At 38.2% G+C, this 19,678-nt stretch carries 12 protein-coding genes and 1 other annotated feature; of the genes, 11 read left to right on the top strand and 1 reads right to left on the bottom strand.

Annotated features, from left to right (window positions below; genetic code table 11):
- Positions 1 to 10: 10 nt before the first annotated feature.
- From P6922_RS05285 to yihA, 3 genes are all read left to right on the top strand, one after another.
- Positions 11 to 1,360 (top strand): autotransporter outer membrane beta-barrel domain-containing protein, encoded by a 1,350-nt coding sequence (locus P6922_RS05285; RefSeq protein WP_276874942.1) that lies wholly within the window; start codon positions 11 to 13, stop codon positions 1,358 to 1,360.
- Positions 1,361 to 1,659: 299 nt separating this feature from the next.
- The gene (lon, locus tag P6922_RS05280; protein ID WP_007556234.1) at positions 1,660 to 3,993 is read left to right on the top strand and encodes an endopeptidase La; all 2,334 of its coding nucleotides are present in this window, start codon (positions 1,660 to 1,662) and stop codon (positions 3,991 to 3,993) included.
- A gap of 10 nt (positions 3,994 to 4,003) precedes the next feature.
- On the top strand, positions 4,004 to 4,645 hold the full coding sequence (gene yihA, locus P6922_RS05275; protein ID WP_276874940.1) for a ribosome biogenesis GTP-binding protein YihA/YsxC: 642 nt from the start codon (positions 4,004 to 4,006) through the stop codon (positions 4,643 to 4,645).
- Between the two features lie 66 nt (positions 4,646 to 4,711).
- Here yihA and P6922_RS05270 read toward each other — a convergent pair whose 3' ends face one another.
- Positions 4,712 to 5,530, bottom strand: coding sequence for a MetQ/NlpA family ABC transporter substrate-binding protein (locus P6922_RS05270; RefSeq protein ID WP_276874938.1), 819 nt, complete (start codon positions 5,528 to 5,530; stop codon positions 4,712 to 4,714).
- Between the two features lie 62 nt (positions 5,531 to 5,592).
- Positions 5,593 to 5,832, bottom strand: a binding site (T-box leader).
- Positions 5,833 to 5,983: 151 nt separating this feature from the next.
- On the opposite strand from P6922_RS05270, the gene P6922_RS05265 reads away from it, so the two are divergent.
- From P6922_RS05265 to P6922_RS05230, 8 genes are all read left to right on the top strand, one after another.
- Positions 5,984 to 7,213 (top strand): O-antigen ligase family protein, encoded by a 1,230-nt coding sequence (locus P6922_RS05265; RefSeq protein ID WP_276874935.1) that lies wholly within the window; start codon positions 5,984 to 5,986, stop codon positions 7,211 to 7,213.
- 100 nt (positions 7,214 to 7,313) lie between these two features.
- The gene (gene mmdA / locus P6922_RS05260) at positions 7,314 to 8,843 is read left to right on the top strand and encodes a methylmalonyl-CoA decarboxylase subunit alpha (RefSeq protein ID WP_007556239.1); all 1,530 of its coding nucleotides are present in this window, start codon (positions 7,314 to 7,316) and stop codon (positions 8,841 to 8,843) included.
- An 18-nt stretch (positions 8,844 to 8,861) separates the two neighbouring features.
- Positions 8,862 to 9,335 carry a sortase gene (locus P6922_RS05255; protein ID WP_276874932.1) on the top strand — a complete coding sequence of 158 codons (474 nt, stop codon included), beginning with the start codon at positions 8,862 to 8,864 and terminating at the stop codon, positions 9,333 to 9,335.
- Positions 9,336 to 9,353: 18 nt separating this feature from the next.
- Positions 9,354 to 9,746 (top strand): biotin/lipoyl-containing protein, encoded by a 393-nt coding sequence (locus tag P6922_RS05250; RefSeq protein ID WP_276874930.1) that lies wholly within the window; start codon positions 9,354 to 9,356, stop codon positions 9,744 to 9,746.
- A gap of 127 nt (positions 9,747 to 9,873) precedes the next feature.
- Positions 9,874 to 11,067, top strand: coding sequence for an amidohydrolase (locus P6922_RS05245; protein ID WP_276874928.1), 1,194 nt, complete (start codon positions 9,874 to 9,876; stop codon positions 11,065 to 11,067).
- Between the two features lie 264 nt (positions 11,068 to 11,331).
- Positions 11,332 to 12,201: a YoaK family protein gene (locus P6922_RS05240; RefSeq protein WP_276874926.1), complete on the top strand. Its 870-nt coding sequence runs from the start codon at positions 11,332 to 11,334 to the stop codon at positions 12,199 to 12,201.
- 305 nt (positions 12,202 to 12,506) lie between these two features.
- A complete protein-coding gene (locus P6922_RS05235) occupies positions 12,507 to 13,505 on the top strand; it encodes an SLAC1 family transporter (RefSeq protein ID WP_007553986.1) in 999 nt (332 codons plus the stop codon).
- A 499-nt stretch (positions 13,506 to 14,004) separates the two neighbouring features.
- Positions 14,005 to 19,678, top strand: a 5,674-nt coding sequence (locus P6922_RS05230; protein ID WP_276874923.1) for an ESPR-type extended signal peptide-containing protein, incomplete at its 3' end; no start/stop codon positions are given.

Below are 19,678 nucleotides of genomic sequence, written 5' to 3'. Positions count from 1 at the left end.
ATGAGTGATTATGAAAAATATTTCAAAGAATATAATCGGAATATGTATATTTACTTTGCTTATGTGCATGAAAAATCCCATATATGCCGAACCTCAGGATGAATTCCGTTTGGTCAGAAATGACGGAAAAGTAATTTATTTCTCAAATGAGGAAACTAAAGTTTGGGAAGGTGAATTTGAAGGGAAACCGAGTTGGATAACTTATCAAATTGTAAAACACGGATCTACATACGAACTTCGTTTTCGAACCAATATCACAAATAATAATTCGATTTTTGAGAATTCGCTTTCTTTCCCACGAAGTTTGACAGGTTGGATCAGTTCTATCGGGTATAGATTAGAAAAAGATGGACAGACACAGCATTTTTTAAAGGATGGCAGTATGGTTTTATACCATAATGCCGTTGCCATTGAACCGGCTGAAATGGATAATCAAGTAAATATTATGAAATCGAGCATATTAAGTTCAGATGACAGGAGTAATCGGTGGGAATTGGACAACCGTTACCAAGTGTGGACTGATTATCAGTCCAACCGTTTGTCTTCTTACGTATTGACAGGCAATAAAAATTTCAGAAAAGAATCTCATGTGAAAATGCTTCATATAGGTATCGATTGGGTGAAATCCGATACACTGACGGGTATATATTTGATTAAAGGAACGGAAAAGGCCGAATATTTCAGAACAGTTATATTTAATGCTTATAACAAAGCTAATTATTCTGCGAAAGGGTACTATGTATCAAATGGTGATTATAAGGTGTCCGGTTGGGGAGTTCATCATACTCGTTACTTGAAAAACGGAGTATATGCAGACATTGCTTTTCAACGTTTAGAATCTAAGGGAAATATGGAAACTGTTGATAACGGAATGTTTGCCAATGAGAAGGCAAGTCGCAGTATAAACGGAACGGGAATATCTTTTGAGGTAGGGAAGGAAATTCCATGGAAAAATGATTGGCATATAGAACCGCAACTTCAATATACGATGTTCAAAATGCATGGAGACAGTTATAAGGACAGCTTAGATGATGTGTATCCGGATTTAAATCCGTTACCGAAACTCGATTTCACTCTTCATGAGCTTAGAGCGGGTGTCAAGGCGACACGTAAAAATGTATATGTGAAAGCAAATGTATATTTAAATAATTATGATGGATTATACGCAAAGAAAGTAATGGAAAGATATAGTTCCGTAAAAAAGAAAAGAAAACGAGGAATAGACGTTGTCGGCGAGATTGAATTGGGATTGGAAAAAGAAATAAAGAAAGATGTGACGATTAATTCGGCAATTACATATCGAACCGGAAAAAATGAAAATAATATGAAAGTAAAACTTGGCGTAAGTGCCAAGTTTTAGTAAAAAGCGTCAACAATGTTGACGTTTTTTATTGGGGAAATTTGCTTTATATAAATATATGTAATTTTCATCATAAAAAGTAAACGGGAAGAACAAAAGACATTGTGTAAGTTAAATGCGATTATGCAGATAAAATATCAAAAGTTACGATATAGGTATTTGGACAAAGTATAAAAGGAATTTGAGACACTAAAATGAATTGATTATATAGAAATGAATTTGTATTCTATACTTTTATTATCGTGATTATGATAAAATAAAGGTTGAAACTTTTATAAAAACCGGTATGGAGGAAATATATGGACGAAATTATAGAAAATACAAGTTATGTGACACTGCCGATGGTGGCGTTGCGTGACATGATTGTATATCCCGGTATAGTAACAAACCTAGATATAGGACGAATAGATTCGATAGCATCAGTGCGCCAAGCATCAAAAGGAAACAGAATGTTTGTAGGCGTAATGCAAAAAGACGGAAAAATAGAAGCACCTGAAGAAGGAGATTTGTACAGATACGGTACACTCATAAAAATAAGACAAATGCTTCAACTCCCCGGAGGACTTATCCGTATTTTAGTGGAAGGTGTCTCTCGAGTGACGGTAAAAAGTATAAAAAGAACACAAGACTATGTGACCGCCGAATTTGAAAAAGTGAAAGAGATATATCCCGAAGACAATATAAGAGCCGAAGCATACAGAAGAGTATTGCTTACATCGTTCTTTGAATGGATGCAACAAGGTAAAATCTCACTTTCCGAAGAACAAACCGCACAACTGCGTTCAATGTCCGAAGTGGGTAGTACCGTAGATTTTATAGCGCAACAACTCATTATTCCGATGAACAGAAAGCAAGACTTGCTTGAAACTTTGGATGTAATGGAAAGATTGAAAGCTGTACAAAAATACATTGACGATGAAATACAAATCGGAAGAATGGAAGCCGAAATAAACGGAGAAGTACGTACACGTATGGAAAAAGAACAGCGTGATTATTTCCTGCGTCAAAAAATAAAGAGCATTCACGACAAATTGGGAGATCGTATTTCACAAGAACAAGAAGCCGAAGAATACAGAAAGAAACTTGCAAAAAGCGGTATACCCGAAGAGTCGAAGGCAAAAATCGAAAAAGAAATATCTCATCTTGAAACGATGCCTCCGATGATGGCGGAAACTGCAATTGTAAGAAACTATCTTGAATGGATAATGGGACTTCCTTGGAAAAAAGAAAGCAAGGACAAACTCGATCTTCATCATGCGAAAAAAATGCTCGACAAAGAGCATTTCGGACTTGAAAAAATAAAAGAACATATACTCGAATACCTGGCGGTAAGAATTTTGGCACCGAATGCAAAAGCACCTATTATTTGTTTTGTAGGACCGCCCGGAGTAGGTAAAACGAGCCTTGCGCAATCAATTGCAGATGCAATGGGACGTAAGTTTGCACGTATTTCATTGGGCGGACTTCATGACGAAGCCGAAATACGAGGACACAGACGTACATACATAGGCGCAATGCCGGGAAGATTTATTGAGGCTATAAATCAAGCTAAAACGAAAAATCCTTTGATACTTTTGGATGAAATAGATAAAGTGGGATCCGACTTCAGAGGGGATCCGGCATCGGCACTTTTGGAAGCGCTCGATCCTGAACAAAACAAAGCATTCCACGATAACTATATAGATATACCTTTCGACTTCTCAAAAGTATTCTTCATAGCTACTGCAAATACATTGTCTACGATACCGGCGGCATTACTCGACAGAATGGAAGTAATAAGTCTTTCCGGATATACCGAAGACGAAAAACTTGAAATAGCGAAAAGATACCTTGTACCGCGTCAAAAAGAAATGAGCGGGCTTAAAAATGAAGATGTGAGATTTACACCCGCACTTATAAGAAAAATAATCAGAAGTTATACAAGAGAAGCGGGAGTACGTGAACTCGAACGTACAATAGGTACGCTTTGTCGTAAAGTTGCAAAGAAAATAGTATTGAAAGATGAAGAACTTCCGAATCTTACATCGAAAACGATTATAAAATACCTCGGAGCCGAAAAATTCATGCCTATGTCGGAAGAACACGAATCCATAGTAGGAAGAGTAAACGGACTTGCATGGACAGCGGTAGGCGGAGAAGTATTGGACACCGAAGCCGTTACAATAAAAGGAAAAGGCAGATTGATACTCACCGGACAACTCGGTGACGTTATGAAAGAATCTGCGGAAACGGCATACACATATATAAGAAGCAGAGCTAAAAAACTCGGACTCAAAGAAAACTTCTATGAAAGTTTGGACACGCACATACACCTTCCGGAAGGTGCGGTACCGAAAGACGGTCCGTCTGCCGGAATAACTATGGCAACCGCAATGGCATCCATATATACGGGAAGAAAAGTCAGAGGCGATACCGCAATGACAGGTGAAATCACACTCACCGGAGAAGTGCTTCCTATCGGCGGGCTTAAAGAGAAATTGCTTGCCGCAAAACAATTCGGAATAAAACAAGTTCTCATACCGATAAAGAATAAACGTGACTTGGTAGATATGCCTAAAAACATACAAGAAGGTATAGATATAATATTTGTTAAAAATGTAGAAGAAGTTTTAGCACATGCATTAATGAAGTAAGGAGTAAAAAATGGCGGAAATCAAAGATAAAAATAAATTTCATATATTTTCGTCAGCGTATGTAAAATCGGCAGTGAATGCGAAACAATACGTAGAAGATGAATACGTGGAAATAGCATTCATCGGAAGATCGAATGTAGGTAAATCATCACTTATAAATTCATTATGCGGAAACAAAAAACTTGCCAGAGTAAGTCGGGAACCGGGGAAAACACGTACAATAAACTACTACGCCGTACAATCACGAAAAGCGATAAATGAAGAAGAAGAAAGACAAGATTGGTACCTTGTCGACCTTCCGGGATACGGTTTTGCAAAAACATCGCAAAAAAATAAAGACATGTGGTCAAGTTTCATATCCGACTACATATATAAATCGGAAAAACTTATACTTATATGTCTTTTGGTAGATTTAAGACACCCCGGACTTGCCATGGATATGAAAGCTTATGAATGGCTCGTAAACTCAGGCGTTGACGTGCAAATAATCGCAACAAAAGCGGACAAACTCGGAAATAACGAAAAAAGAAAAAATCTCGCACAAGTAAAAAAAATATTTCAATTGAAAAATCCTCCGATTGCATACTCGTCACTTAAGAATGAAGGACGAAAAGAATTGTTGGAACTTATTGAAAATTACATATGCGAATAAATTAAAAATGAGAATAAATTAAAAACCTCGAAATCACAATAATCGATTTCGAGGTTTTATTATTTATCAGAATGCCGGAACGATACTTCCGTTGTATTCGGATTTCAAGAATTCTTTTACATCATCACTCTGCAGAGCTTTCAGCAACTTCTGAATTTCCGGTCTGTTTTCATCACCCTTGCGAACCGAGAGAATGTTTGCATAAGGAGAATCTGCACCTTCGGTAAAGAGAGCGGAAGACGGAGAAATGTTTGCCTGAATGGCGAAATTCATGTTTATAACCGCAATATCCGCATCATCTATTGAACGTGGAACTTGAGGTGCTTCCAATTCGGAGAACTGTAAATTCTTCGGATTTTTTACAATATCTTGTACTGTAGCGGTAATCGGAACACCGTCACGAAGCTTAATCAAGCCTGCAGACTGCAAAAGCAATAATGCACGACCGCCGTTTGTCGGATCGCTCGGAATCAATACACGTGAACCGTCACTCAAATTTTTTAAATCCTTAATCTTTGAAGAATAAATACCCATCGGTTCGATATGTATATTACCTATGGAAACTACATGAGTACCTCTTTCCTCATTGAACTTTTCTAAGTACGGAAGATGCTGGAAGAAGTTTGCATCAATACTTTTATCTTCCAAAGCCAAATTCGGCTGAACGAAATCATTAAATTCTACAACTTCGAGTTTGACACCTTCCTTTGCCAATTTGTCCTTGATGTGATTTAAAATCTGTGCGTGCGGAACAGGTGAAGCACCGACCTTCAACGTAACTTCATTCGATTCGCCTTTAGTTGCCGAGTCCGAAGAACATCCGGCAAGCAAACCCACAGCCGACAAAGCGACGATACCTGCAATAACAGTTTTCTTTAAATTCATAATAATCCTCCCAAAACTCCTAAAAATATAAAATACTTGACAATAAAAAATCCCCGACCCTCAAAAGGGACGGAGAAACCGTGATACCACCCGAATTCATGTATACGTCACCGCATACACCTCTAAAAGTACGGAAATTTCTTTCGATACTCTTTCTCTGTAACGGGAGTTCCCGGAATGCCTGACTATTCGGCAAAACAGACTCGGAGGCCATCTTCAATGTGCAATTCCATGCTTCTTTTCACCGACCGAAGCTCTCTAAGATGTTCATGTACATTTACTCTTCTCTTCATTGTCATTATCAAGTTGAAATCTACTTTATCATCAAAAAAAATTATTGTCAAGCAATATATGATTATGATTTAATTAAAAACGGAAAATGATGAAATATTCTAATTTGATAGAAGCAAATTACTCTTATATAATATAAGAGGTGTTTTTATAGGAGAATATATGAACGAAAAACAAAACATTTCTCTGAAAGAAAGTAAAACTCTTATGTTTTGCTTGGCAGCTACAATAATTCTTATACCGCTTAATGCATACATATGGACAGCACCGCTGGTAGTTTCATTTGTATTGATGCTCATAAAAATAAAAAAAAGCGGAACGGAACTCGAATTCGGAACATTGAAAAGTATAGGAGCGATATTTCTCGTAATTTCCGCAATTTCGACAATAAACTCGAAAGACATAATTTTTTCGATTACAAATTGGATGCTTTTACCTTTTATGTATGCGATTTTGTATGTAAGCATATTAAATTTTTCAAGAAATACCGAAAATCGGAAAAAACTTATATATGCGCTGCTTTCAGTTGCGGCAATTGTGTTGGCATACGGATTTATACAATATGCAAACGTACAAGACATGGCACATGATCTTGTTACACAAAGTTGGGTAGATGCAGGAAAGTTCCCTCTTTTGTCACGAAGAATGTATTCTACACTTGAAAATCCTAATCTTTTCGGAACATACCTTATTATGATTATCGGATTTGTTTCGTCATTCTTTTTGCAAATAAACGAGAAAAAGAAAAAAATTATTTTAGGAATATTTCTCATAGCGCTTCTTTTTGCAGCAGCATTGACATACTCACGAACAGCATGGATAAGTCTTGCTATAATGGTAGCCGGACTTGGTATCTTGTATGACAAAAGAATTTTGATTTTACTTTTGGTGATACCGATTGTAGCTTTCTTTTATCATGGACAAATAGCAATCAGACTAATGTCGCTGTTATCGCAATCGGATACATCCGCATCACTTCGCATCGGACTTTGGCAAAGTACAATTGCGATGATACAAGATCATCCGTTTTTAGGAATAGGATGGGGAAGTTACTTTTTGACATATCCCGATTACAATTTCTACATACAAGATAAAACGGTTATAATGTATCATGCACACAATATGTATCTTTCCATAATTGCGGAAACGGGAATAATAGGCGGAATTACCTATATATTGCTTATTTTTTTACATGGATATACAAGTTTTAAATTATACAAAAAAGCAAAAGATGTAATAAATAAATCAATCGGACTCGGAGGAGTTCTGGTAACAATAGGAATACTTGTAAGCGGAATAGGAGATTATACACTCTTCAGTCGTTCGGTATCAGGCTGTCTTTGGGCGATTTTTGCGATAATTATGTCGGCATGGATTGAATTAAAAGAATGAAATATCGAAAACATGAGATTTACAAAAGAAACAGATATTGTATAATAATCTTGTAGCAGCTCTTAGCAGTTGCTCATAAAAATAAACCGGAGGAATTATAATGGCAACAGTTTCGGAAAAAATGGAAATTCTTCACGAAAAATTGAAACATGCAGAAAACATGGGTGGAGAAGAAAGAATAAAAAAACAACATGAAAAAGGGAAACTTACAGCTCGTGAACGCTTGGCATTGTTATTTGACGATAATTCCTTTGTAGAAGTAAATGCACTTGTGAAATCACGCTGTCACAATTTCGGACAGGAAAAAAAGGATTTACCGGGCGAAGGTGTAGTAACCGGATACGGAACGGTTGACGGAAGGCTTGTATTTGCATATGCACAAGACTTTACCGTAATCGGAGGTTCACTTGGTGAAATGCACGCCGAAAAAATAGTACATATATGTAAGACGGCACTCAAAGTAGGTGCACCTTGTGTGGCTATGAATGACTCGGGCGGAGCACGTATACAAGAAGGTGTAAACGCATTATCCGGATACGGGAAAATATTCCGTTGCAATACAAATGCATCGGGAGTAATTCCTCAAATATCCGCAATAATGGGACCGGCGGCAGGCGGAGCGGTATACTCACCGGCACTCACCGACTTTGTTTACATGGTAAAAAATACAAGTCAAATGTTCCTTACAGGACCGAAAGTAGTAGAATCGGTAACAGGAGAAAAAATTACTGCCGAAGCACTTGGCGGAGCATCGACACATACACATACATCCGGAGTTGCACACTTTGCAGCCGAAAACGATGAAGATTGTATAAATCAAATAAGATATCTTTTGAGTTTCCTTCCTTCAAACAATATGGAAGATGCGCCGTGTGTAGACACAGGCGATGCGCCGGATCGTATATCTGAAACATTGAACGGTATAATTCCCGACAATGTAAATGCACCTTATGATATGTATGATGTAATTAAAGAAATAGTCGACAACGGAGAATATTATGACGTTGCGAAAGATTTTGCACAAAATATCATTACTTGCTTTGCACGTATGGACGGACAAACTGTAGGAATAGTGGCAAATCAACCGTTATGTATGGCAGGATGTCTCGACTACAACGCATCGGACAAAGGCGCAAGATTTATAAGATTTTGCGATTGCTTCAACATACCATTGATAAACCTTGTAGACGTACCTGGATTTTTACCGGGGAAACAACAGGAATATGCCGGAGTAATAAGACACGGTGCGAAAATGCTTTTTGCAAACTGCGAAGCCACAGTACCGAAAGTTACCGTAATACTGAGAAAAGCATACGGAGGATCGTACATTGCAATGTGCTCAAGAGAACTCGGAGCAGATCAAGTATTTGCATGGCCTACATCCGAAATTGCGGTAATGGGACCGCAAGGTGCGGCAAATATAATATTTAAAAAATCTGAAAATAAAGAAGAACTTACAAAAGAATACGTTGATGAATTTGCGACACCGTACAAAGCGGCGGAAATGGGATATGTAGATGCGGTAATCGATCCGGAAAAAACGAGACCGATGATAATAAACGCATTGAGAATGCTTGCAAGCAAGCACGAAGTATTGCCGGCAAAAAAACATGGAAACTTCCCCGTATAACGATGAAAGGATGATAAAATGGAAAACGAACAAATGCTGTATATAACCTTGGCGGCAGCGGCAATTGCAATCATTTGTTGTATAGCGGCACTTTATGCACTTTCATCCGTAAAAAAAGCGAAAAAAGAAATTCTTGCAAAAAATATACAAAATGAAGAGAACGTAAAAAACGTACAAGAAATAAACAATACTCAATATCCGGATCATGTAGAACAAGCCGATATAGAAAAAATCGACATGAGCGAAGTATATGAAAAAGGTGAAGAAATTCCATGTACGGAAAAAGATATTGAAACACAAGAAAAAATCGCAATGCCGACACAAGAAAAAACGCAAAATGAACTTGAGGAAATCGATCCTCAAATCATAGCGGTAATATCGGCAGCGGTTATGTGCATGGGTGCAGGACAAGTATTATCTATAAAACGCACCGATAATGCAGGATGGAAGCGTGCGGCAAGACTGGCAAGCATGTCGAACGGAATATATTAAAAATCAGGAGGCACCGTAATGAGAAAGTTTTCAATCACAGTCAACGGTCAAACATATGAAGTAGAAGTAAGTGAAATAAAAAACGGAACAATACCGCAATCGCCGGTACAAGTACAACAAGCATCTGCACCGACACCCGCACCGATGCAAGCACAAACGCAAACATCGGCACCGAAACCTGAAACAACCGCAGGTGACGGAGAACCGGTAACATCACCGATGCCGGGTAAAGTCGTATATGTAAGCAGAACGACAGGCGAAAAAGTGGAAGAAGGCGATGAAATACTCGTACTTGAAGCCATGAAAATGGGAAATCCGATTATAGCACCGAAAAACGGAACAATCACATCAATGAACGTAAAAGAAGGACAGAACGTACAAGGCGGAGACCTTCTGTTCACAATAAAATAAAAAGAAAAAATTTACACTTTCAACGAAAACGAAGTGTAAATTTTTTTATTACATATCAAAAAATTGTAAATACTTTTTAACTGTGTTATAAAGAAACTGACAGAAATAAAATTTTAAAGGAGAAAAAATGGAATTACAAGAAAAACTCATAAAAATGCTTGAAGAACGGAAAGATGAAATGATACAAATAAGAAGGCATCTTCATGAAAATCCCGAAGTGTCGTTTCACGAAACCGAAACTGCAAAATATATAGCAAAATTCTACGAAGGGAAAGATGTGGGAATACATAAAAATATAGCAGGTAAAAACGGAATTGTAGTTACGATAAAAGGTGGAAAAAGTGGGAAAACCATAGGAATTCGTGCGGACTTCGATGCACTTCCTATAAAGGAAGAAACGGGGCTTTTTTTTGCATCAAAAAATGAAGGAGTCATGCACGCATGCGGGCATGATGGACATACCGCATACCTTATGATACTTGCGGACTGCCTGATTAAACTCAAAGACGAAATAAAAGGAACAATAAAAATAATACATCAAAATGCGGAAGAAATGGCACCTGGCGGAGCAAAAGACATAGTGGAATCCGGACTTTTGGATGACATGGAAGAAATATACGGAATACACCTTTTACCTGATGGGACTGCAGGAACGGTAGGCTGGCATAAAGGATACAGTTTCACCGGAAGATCCTATATGAAACTTGAAATAAAAGGCGTGGGTGGACACGGCTCATCACCGCACCTTGCAAACGATGCGATAGTAGCAGGTGCATACTTCATTACACAAGCACAAACCGTCATAAGCAGAAGATTGAACCCTTTTGATGTAGGAGTAATCACAATTGGATCATTTGACGGGAAAGGACAATTTAACATTATAAAAGAAAGTGTCGAACTTGAAGGAGATATACGCTGTATGTCGAACGAAGGACAAAAATTAATTGGGGAGGAACTTGAAAAACTTGCAAAAGGAATAGAAACGGGATTTGGGGTAAAATGTAAACTTACTTATAAGAATGATTATTCGCCGCTTTATAATGATATTGAACTTACTGAAAAAGTAGTAAAAATTTTGGAAAAAGCGACAAAAAAAGACAAAGATATAAAAGAAGTAAAAGAATTTCCTCCGCAAGCACCTTCTGAAGATTTTTCATACTATAACAAAATCTGTAAAGGATGTTATTTTTTTATAGCAGCAGCACCAAAAAATGTGAAAAAAGTTATCTATAATCATAATCCGAAATTCGATATAGATGAAGATGCACTTTTAGTTGCAGCAAAATCAGTAGCATATATAGTAACGGAAAAAATGAAATAAAAATAAAAAAATTGAAAAATATACAAAAAAGAGGTATAATTACTCATGAATAGTTTTTATCTCCTTAAAAAAACTATAATCTATACGAAAAAAGACGGAAAACCGTCTTTTTTTGTTACTTGCAAAAACGGTATTTATATACATAATGAATAAAGTTGCAAAGAAAAAGTGAAAATTAGTATAATAAGATATATAAAAATTATCTATAAATCAAGGTGACGAAAATAAATATTAAAACAGCTGAATAAAGAAAGCAGGAAGAAAGTGTTTGATGGTAGTTTATATGTAGAAAAGTTTAAAATTCAATGTAAGAAATTGTGCGACAAAGAAAAACAAATGTCCGATACGGTAATAGTTATGGCACTTTTGACAATATCGGGAGGATTGCAAGATGCTTACTCATATTTTATAAGAGGAAAAGTATTTGCAAACGCACAAACGGGAAACGTAGTTTTTATGAGTGAACACATTTTTTTAGGACAATGGGAATCATTCTTCAAATACTTAATTCCTCTATTGGCATTTATGGCAGGTGTATTTGTGGCGACAAAAATAAGAAGTCGGTATCAAATGCACAATATATTTCATTGGCGACAAAGAATAGTTTTAATTGAAGTTATACTGCTGTTTATAGTAGGTATGCTTCCTTGTACCGAACAAATAAATTTTATAGCAAATGCGATGACATCATTTGCATGTGCAATGCAAGTACAGTCATTCCGTAAAGTAAACGGATTTCCGTACGCAAGTACCATGTGTATAGGAAATATGCGAAGAGGTATATCTGCATTGAGCGTATATATAGAAACGGGCGACGATTCATTTTTACATCAGACGGCACATTACTTGGGCGTGATATTGCTCTTTGCATTCGGAGCCGGACTGGGCGGAGGACTTGCACACATAATCGGCGTAAAAATGATTTGGATAAGTTGTATACTTTTGTCTTTTACATTGCTTTTAATGTTCGTCAAGAACGAAGAAGAAGAACTTCTCGAAGAAGAAGAAGAAATCATCAGAGAAGAGGACGCACTTCGAAAACGCGAAGAAGCTTTGGAGTTGGAAGAATTGCAATTGCTTGAGCAGGAAGAAGAACGTGAACGTGAAGAGCTTGAAAATAAAAACAATAATTGAAATAAATAAAAATAAAAAACGATTGAGCAATCAATCGTTTTTTATGTAAAAAGATATAGCAAAAATGTGATTGTAACTTGAAATAAATTTTCTAAAAGTTTTTTAAGCCTTGAATTTATAATCTAAGTGCAACAAAAAAATTAGCACAAAAATGTAATATTAAAAATGTGCTATAATATATAAGTAAAAACTTATGAATAGAATAGAAATGACAGAAAGACAAACACTTTCATATTTTATATCTCAAAATGAAAATGATTCATTCAGTTTTAACGGTTCTTTCTGCCACGTGAGGAGGAAACACTTTGGCTGAAATTATTGAGATAGTAGACAGGAAAAAAATACGTGAAATAGGATTTGTACATTTTATGTCCATATCTACCTTTTCCGCATCAATGGGTTACTGCGGAATGTGTTTCGGTTGGCGAATGGCACACGAACTCTGGGGAGCACCGGCAATAATCGGAGAATTTTTCGGAGCGTGTGCATTACTTTTGTACATACTTATACTTGTAAGGTACATACAAAAATGGAAATTGGATTTTGACACAGTACGTGCGGAATGGAACAGTCCCACGAAAATCAATTTCTTCGGAACATTCAATGTATCGACCGTACTTCTGGCAGCGGTAACCGCACCGTACAACTATACACTGGCATGTATATTTTGGTATGCCGGAATGATACTTATTATGGTATTCAGTTGGATACTTCTGAAACATTGGCTATATGACGATCAGATACTGAGAACGGTTACACCTGCATGGCTGCTTGCCGTACTCGGACCGATTACCATTCCGGTAGCGGGAAATGTACTGAAACAACCGGGATTTCATGATATATCCGTATTCTGTGTAGCAATAGGAATAATACTGGGTATTCCGGTTATAGCACTTCTGTTCACACACAGTATATTTGCAAAACATATGCCGGACTCGGTACAACCAAGTCTGATGATACTTATGGCACCGTTCGGAATGGGATATATTACATACACATCCACATTTCAACCGGACACATTTACACAACTTTTCATAAATGCCGGAATATTTATGTTTTGGCCGGTAGTACTGAAAATATTACATGTTATGAAAACATCCGATTTCAGAATGAGCTGGTGGGCATGCAGCTTCCCTACAATGGCATTTGTAAACGGACTGCTTCACTACTGCCAAGACTACCCCGTAATATGGGTAAAAATTCTCTCCGGCGGACTTCTGCTCTTCGGAACGGGACTTATTCTATACCTCTCGTTCAAAACATTGAATGCGGTATTCAATAGAACGCTCTGGAAATTATATTAAAATTTGTGTAACTGCGTTAAAATAAAAAATCATAAATATTTAAATGAAACAGATTTTTATCTTTATGTACTTACAAAGCTGAACGATATTAAATTAATACTGCAAACAGATGCTTACCTTTATTTGTAGGTGGCATCTGTTTTGTTTTTGAATGATTTTGTCATTGATAAAAATATTTATTTATGTTCAAACTATAAAATATTTCTTTTACAATATATAAATACTGAAATAATTTTTATTTGGAAAATATTTTAAGGACATAAAAATAAAAATTTGAAATTGAAAAGTAATTGTAAAAAGTTTTGTTTTGTAGGTATATGTAATAAACGATATATAATTAATCGTTTTATTTTTAAAAAATTAAAACAAAATTTAAAATATTGAAGCCGAAAAATGAGGTTGACATTAAAGTATGGGGGAGAGTATTCTTAGATATATAATATTAATGATTTAGTTATTTAAAAAAATCATAGTTGATAGAAATTAATAGGGGCATAAAATGAATAAAATCTATAAGGTAATATTTAATCGCGCACGTGGAATGTACCAAGTTGTGTCGGAAATCGTGAAACGCAGTGGGAAGGACAAAAATAGTAGAAGTAGAAATCGTGAATTACGGTTAATGGTAGCTTTATCACTTTGCTTGATGGGAATAGCAGGGGGAGCGAGTGCTTCGTATGCGGCAGGGCCAAATGAGAATAATCCGGCTTTGGAAAGTCAGATTCAAGAAATATTGGAGAAATTAGCTGCTCAACAAAATCTTATTCAAGCACAGGGAAAAGAAATTAAGGCACATAGTACTGCATTAGGTGCCTATGATCAGTCGTTGAAAAATTTTGAAGCATCAGTGCAAGCAAATAAAGACGCTATTAACGATATCACGAAAGCCGGCGGAAAACTGGATCAAACGATTGATCAAGTTAATACGATGTTGGATGCGACGGGACAAGGGATGCAGCGACTTCAAGAGAGTCAACGGACGAATAGTGGAGCCATTAAGCAACTTCAAACATCGGTAGCGGATATTACGAAACAAGGCGGGACATTGGACAAGGCTATTCAGAATGCCGTTCAAAAGTTGACGAGTACCGGTGGTGCAGTGGATACGAATAAGAACGCCATTGCAAAGAATGCCGGAGATATTCAAGCCAATAAAACTCAAATCGGTAAAAATAAAGAACAAATAGGTAATAATGCAAAAGCCATTGAAGATATTACGAAACAGGGCGGAACATTGGATCAAGCAAAGCAAGCGCTTTCCAATGAAATTTCGAGTGCAAAAAATGAGTTGTCCGGGAAAATTGATACCACAAAGTCTGCTTTGGAAGGGAAAATTGCTACAGATATCGGGGCAGCAAAGAGCGATTTAGAAGGAAAAATAAAGAAAGCACAAGAAGAAATTGGTAAAACCAATCAAGCCTTAGAAGGTCGTGTATCACAAAACGAAAAAGATATCAAACAGAATAAAGAAGATATAAAAAATCTTAGACAGACCGTTAGCGACAATAAAGAAGCGGCAGATAATGCGTTAACAACAGCAAAAAATGATTTACAAAAGAAAATAGATACAACAAATAAAACGTTAACTGATACCAAAAATGAATTGTCCAATAAGATTGATACGACCAAGTCCGCATTGGAGAAGACTATCGGCGACAATAAAAAGGCAGCCGATACTGCTTTAACAACAGTCAAAAATGATTTGCAAGGAAAGATTAATACCACCAACCAAAACTTGAATCAAGCTAAAACGGATTTGACGAATAAAATAAATAAAGATGTAGGCGATGCAAAAGCAGCATTGGCAGGTCAGATTTCCGGTGTAAACCAGAATTTGCAGCGACAAATTAATGCAACAAATCAGACAGTGGCTACCAATCAGCAGAAAACAGATGATAATTTCAAAAAAATTCAAGATTTTATTCAGAAAAGAATAGATGGACAGGCTGCGGGCCAGAAAAATTTAGGGTTAGATATCGGTGAAAATGCTAGATTGGGATTTAGATATTTCCGTACTAGCATGGATAATAAGCACGATGCAGATCCACAAGGTGCTAATTCCATGGCCATCGGTGTGAGCACAACTTCCGGTGAAGGTGCGATTGGGATTGCCGCCGGCGGAGAAGCAGGACGCCTTACAGCAGGGGGTGAAAACTCCATCGGTATCGGTAATGGCGTAGAAATCGGGGATAAGGATAATGCGAATACGATTGCTATCGGTACAGAAGCAAAAATTCTTAAACAGTCTGAAGGTGCCATTGCCATCGGTAATGCTGCTAATATTGTAGCTACTAATAAGTATGCCATTGCTATCGGTGCGGCAACGCAAACTTTTGCAGAAGAAAGCATGGCATTAGGTCATAGCGCTAAAACCTACATGAAGGGCGGCGTGGCTATTGGGCAAGACGCTCAGGTCGGCGAGTATATAGAACCACCCGTGTTAGATGGAGAAGTGAAACAGGATGGCCTTGGTACTGGTATCGATGGGATCGCTATCGGTCGTAGCGCACAGACCCTATCAGATGCAACCATTTCCATCGGTGCAGAGGCCGGTCTGGGCATGAAGAGAACGGGCACAATTCCGCTTGCCGCATCGCATATCGTCATCGGTAATCAGGCCGGTCAAGCTATGGAAGGGCTCGAAAATATCGCTCTCGGCTATAAGAGTGGTGGCAATGTACAAAGTAACTACAACATTTCCATCGGTTCCGAAGCGGGCAGAAATATCTTAGGAAGTCGTACAGACCCTATCGGTAAAAACGTTTCTATCGGGTACCATGCAAACTTTAGAAAAGCGGTTACCCAACCAGATCAGAATATACCTGAACCAGCACCAGGAACAGATCCGGTGGATCCAACGGCAGAACCTAAAATGAAGATTCCTTCCATTGCGGAAGATTCACAAGCTATTAAATTAGTACAATCTACCGCCATCGGTAGTGAAACCTTGGCGGCTAATAATGGTACCGCTGTAGGTTATCAGGCACAAGCGTTGGGCAACTCTACCGCTGCCTATGGTTTTGCTGCCATTGCAGAAGGTGAAAGTTCCTTAGCCTTAGGTACTGGAGCGAATGCTAAGGATGGCAATATCGCATTAGGCGCTGGCTCTGTTGCATTGAAACAGGATGTGACAGACAAGAAAGCAGCCCTTACAGGTACAGATGCTAAGAGCGGGATAGTGTCTGTAGGTAATGCGGAAAAAGGTATGCTTCGTCGTGTGACGAATGTGGGTGACGCCGTAGATGATCAAGATGCAGTTACGTTGGCACAATTACGCGCTAGCATGACAGAAGTAAGTAATGATCTTATGGTCAAGGCGAAAGGTGAACTTGGTAAAACAGACCTTCATTATGACCCGGCAGCCATTGGTGGGAATCCAAGCATTACGTTACAAGCAGGCGATAATAAAACTGGTACAGTCATTCACAATGTGGCAAAAGGCGTACATGCAGGCGATGCAGTTAACTTAGCACAACTTAAAGAATATACAGAAAAAGGAATGGGTCACTATTTCTCCACCCGTACTACGGGCCATAAGCATAATTTTGCCAATGAAGGCGCTACGGGGGAAAATTCCGTTGCCTTCGGTGTCGATGCAAGTGCTACCAATAAATATAGTGCGGCTATGGGTAACTATGTACAAGCACAAGGTGAAGGCAGTTTGGCAATCGGTACCGGTTGGTTCAATGAAAATGATAAACCTACCATCGAAGGAAGTGGGGAAGAAGTACAGCCGGTTATGACGAAAACCTACTCCGGATATCGCTATAATGTAGCGATTGGTGCTGGTGCACAAACGGAAGGTAATTACAGTATGGCTATCGGCCCACGGGCGTTAACTAAAAAGAAAGCGTATAAGGCGGAAAGTGAAAACACTGGCGTCGATTATGCCTTATCGATGGGATATTTATCAACCGTATATGCAAAAGACGGTCTTGCCATCGGTCATTTGGCAGAAGTACATCAACCAAATGGTGTGGCCATTGGCAGTGAATCGTGGAGCCTTCGTAATAAAGCCTTGGCCATCGGTAATCACAATACGGCACTAGGCAGAGAATCTGGCACAATGGGTACGCGTAATGGCGTATCCGGTGATAATAGCTATGTTATCGGTAATGATAATATGAATTTGACAGATGATGATCGCAAGGATGTGCTAGATACTATTGCCAATGCAGCGATTAAAGGGATTTCCGATAATGATTCCACCGTTCTCGGTAACCGCAATACCATGGTGTCAAAGTTCAAGAGCCTTGATGGATTAGATGGAAAAACGTCATATCAAGCCATTGTTCGCGGTGAAGATAATCATATTGTAGGTAATGCAAATACGTTAACACGAACTAATAATTCCTTTGTTACCGGTAGTACGAATGAATTAGTAGAAACTACATCCACATTCCTTGTAGGGAGTGAGAATAAATTAACGAATAGTAATACGATTTCCGGCGTATTAGGCGAGAAGAACGAGATTACCAGCCATCATACTACTACATTAGGTAATGAAAACAAAATTAGCGGTGACTCTGTAAAAACATTGGGTGAACGTAATGAGGTAAGTGGTGCTAATTTAGCAGTGATCGGCAATGATAATATACAGGTTGCTGGAGAGGGATCCAATGTATTCGGCAATGCCAATACCGGCGTTACTACTGAAAATGGTCATGTTATCGGTTTCTCGAATAAGGCGATTGCTGGCACTAATCAACAAGTGTTGGGTAGTTTCAATGACACTATCACCGGCAAGAAAACTCATGTTATCGGCTTTACTAATACGAATGTGTCCGGCGAAGATCAACGCGTTATCGGTAATGAAAATAATAACATTACCGGGAACCGCAATACCGTTTTAGGGAATAAGAATAAAGAGGTTACAGCAGCAGAAGATACACAACTCATCGGTAATGAAAACTCGTCTATTTCTGCGGCGCAGGCACAAATTTTAGGGAATAGTAATACGAAGATTTCTACGAAGAGTGGTCACGTTATCGGCAATACGAATAGCGCTATTGATGGTGAAAAACTCTCTGTTATCGGCGATGAAAATAGTAATGTAGCAGGAACACAGTCTCTTCTTTTCGGGTATAAAAACATTCAAGTAGAGGGAGTTACAGTTAATGCTCAAATTATGGGTAATGCGAATAGTAAGATAGCGGCAAATCGAACACAGATTATAGGTAATGCTAACGAGGTTAGAATCATTAAAAATATCACAGAACAGGGGACTGAAGGTCAAGACATACCTAAAGAGGTTTCGGAAGCGGTTAAAGACGCACAGGTTATGGGGAACAACAACCAAGTACAGAATAATTACGTGCAAGTCTTAGGTAACCGTATTACCACTACGCTGGACAAGTCTGTATATTTGGGCGATAATGCTGCATACAACGAAGATGAAACACTATCTGCTGCCAATAAAGAGTATACGAAAGATTCTATTTACGGCTATGCCTTTGCAGGTACTAAACCGGTAGGCGTTGTCACAGTGGGTGCAAAAGGGAACGAACGCCGTATTCAAAATGTGGCTTCCGGATTGGTGGCAGCCACAAGTACTGACGCTGTGAATGGCAGTCAATTATATCAATTGACACGTCCGCTCCATTTCGCCGGAGATGATTCTACATGGGGCGAAAATGATGACCATGAAAAGGATAAGAATGTCCTTCATCGCGGTTCGAATCAGAATATTTCAATCAAGGGCGGTGCAGACACAACTAAGTTGAGTGATAACAATATCGGTGTCACTGTCAACACGCAAGAAAATGTAATGAATGTGAAATTGGCTAAGAATTTAACCGATTTGGAAAGTATTACATTTGGAAAAGACGGCACGTCAATGAAAATTGACGGTACAAATCAGTCTATTTCTCAAATTAAGAAAGTGACATTCGGCGCACCTGACAGCCAAGACAGTTTGGTTGTGGACGGTGAAAAGAAAATTATCAAGGGCTTGTCCAATACTACATGGATTCCTAAAGATAAACGGGATGCTACATTTGACAGATCACAAGTAGCGACACAGGGACAGTTGGAAGCCTTTGAAAAAACGACACAACGTGGATTCGATGTGTATGTTAATAAAGACGAAGCTGACAACAAGTTTACTGTAAAGTTAGGCGATGAAAAGAAAAATGATGCCTTTGGCTTCTTGGCAGGTAACAACCTTACTGTTT

Origin of the sequence: Dialister micraerophilus, from assembly GCF_947090205.1 — a bacterium.
Taxonomy (GTDB): Bacteria; Bacillota; Negativicutes; order Veillonellales; family Dialisteraceae; genus Dialister; species Dialister micraerophilus.
The sequence above is the reverse complement of the archived record's forward strand: the minus strand, read 5'-3'. Positions and strand labels throughout refer to the sequence as shown.

Coding starts and splice junctions, on each gene's coding strand:
- P6922_RS05245 (WP_276874928.1), top strand. CDS start 9,874: ATGGAATTACAAGAAAAACTCATAAAAATGCTTGAAGAACGGAAAGAT.
- P6922_RS05250 (WP_276874930.1), top strand. CDS start 9,354: ATGAGAAAGTTTTCAATCACAGTCAACGGTCAAACATATGAAGTAGAA.
- mmdA (WP_007556239.1), top strand. CDS start 7,314: ATGGCAACAGTTTCGGAAAAAATGGAAATTCTTCACGAAAAATTGAAA.
- P6922_RS05265 (WP_276874935.1), top strand. CDS start 5,984: ATGAACGAAAAACAAAACATTTCTCTGAAAGAAAGTAAAACTCTTATG.
- P6922_RS05255 (WP_276874932.1), top strand. CDS start 8,862: ATGGAAAACGAACAAATGCTGTATATAACCTTGGCGGCAGCGGCAATT.
- P6922_RS05270 (WP_276874938.1), bottom strand. CDS start 5,530: ATGAATTTAAAGAAAACTGTTATTGCAGGTATCGTCGCTTTGTCGGCT.
- lon (WP_007556234.1), top strand. CDS start 1,660: ATGGACGAAATTATAGAAAATACAAGTTATGTGACACTGCCGATGGTG.
- yihA (WP_276874940.1), top strand. CDS start 4,004: ATGGCGGAAATCAAAGATAAAAATAAATTTCATATATTTTCGTCAGCG.
- P6922_RS05285 (WP_276874942.1), top strand. CDS start 11: ATGAAAAATATTTCAAAGAATATAATCGGAATATGTATATTTACTTTG.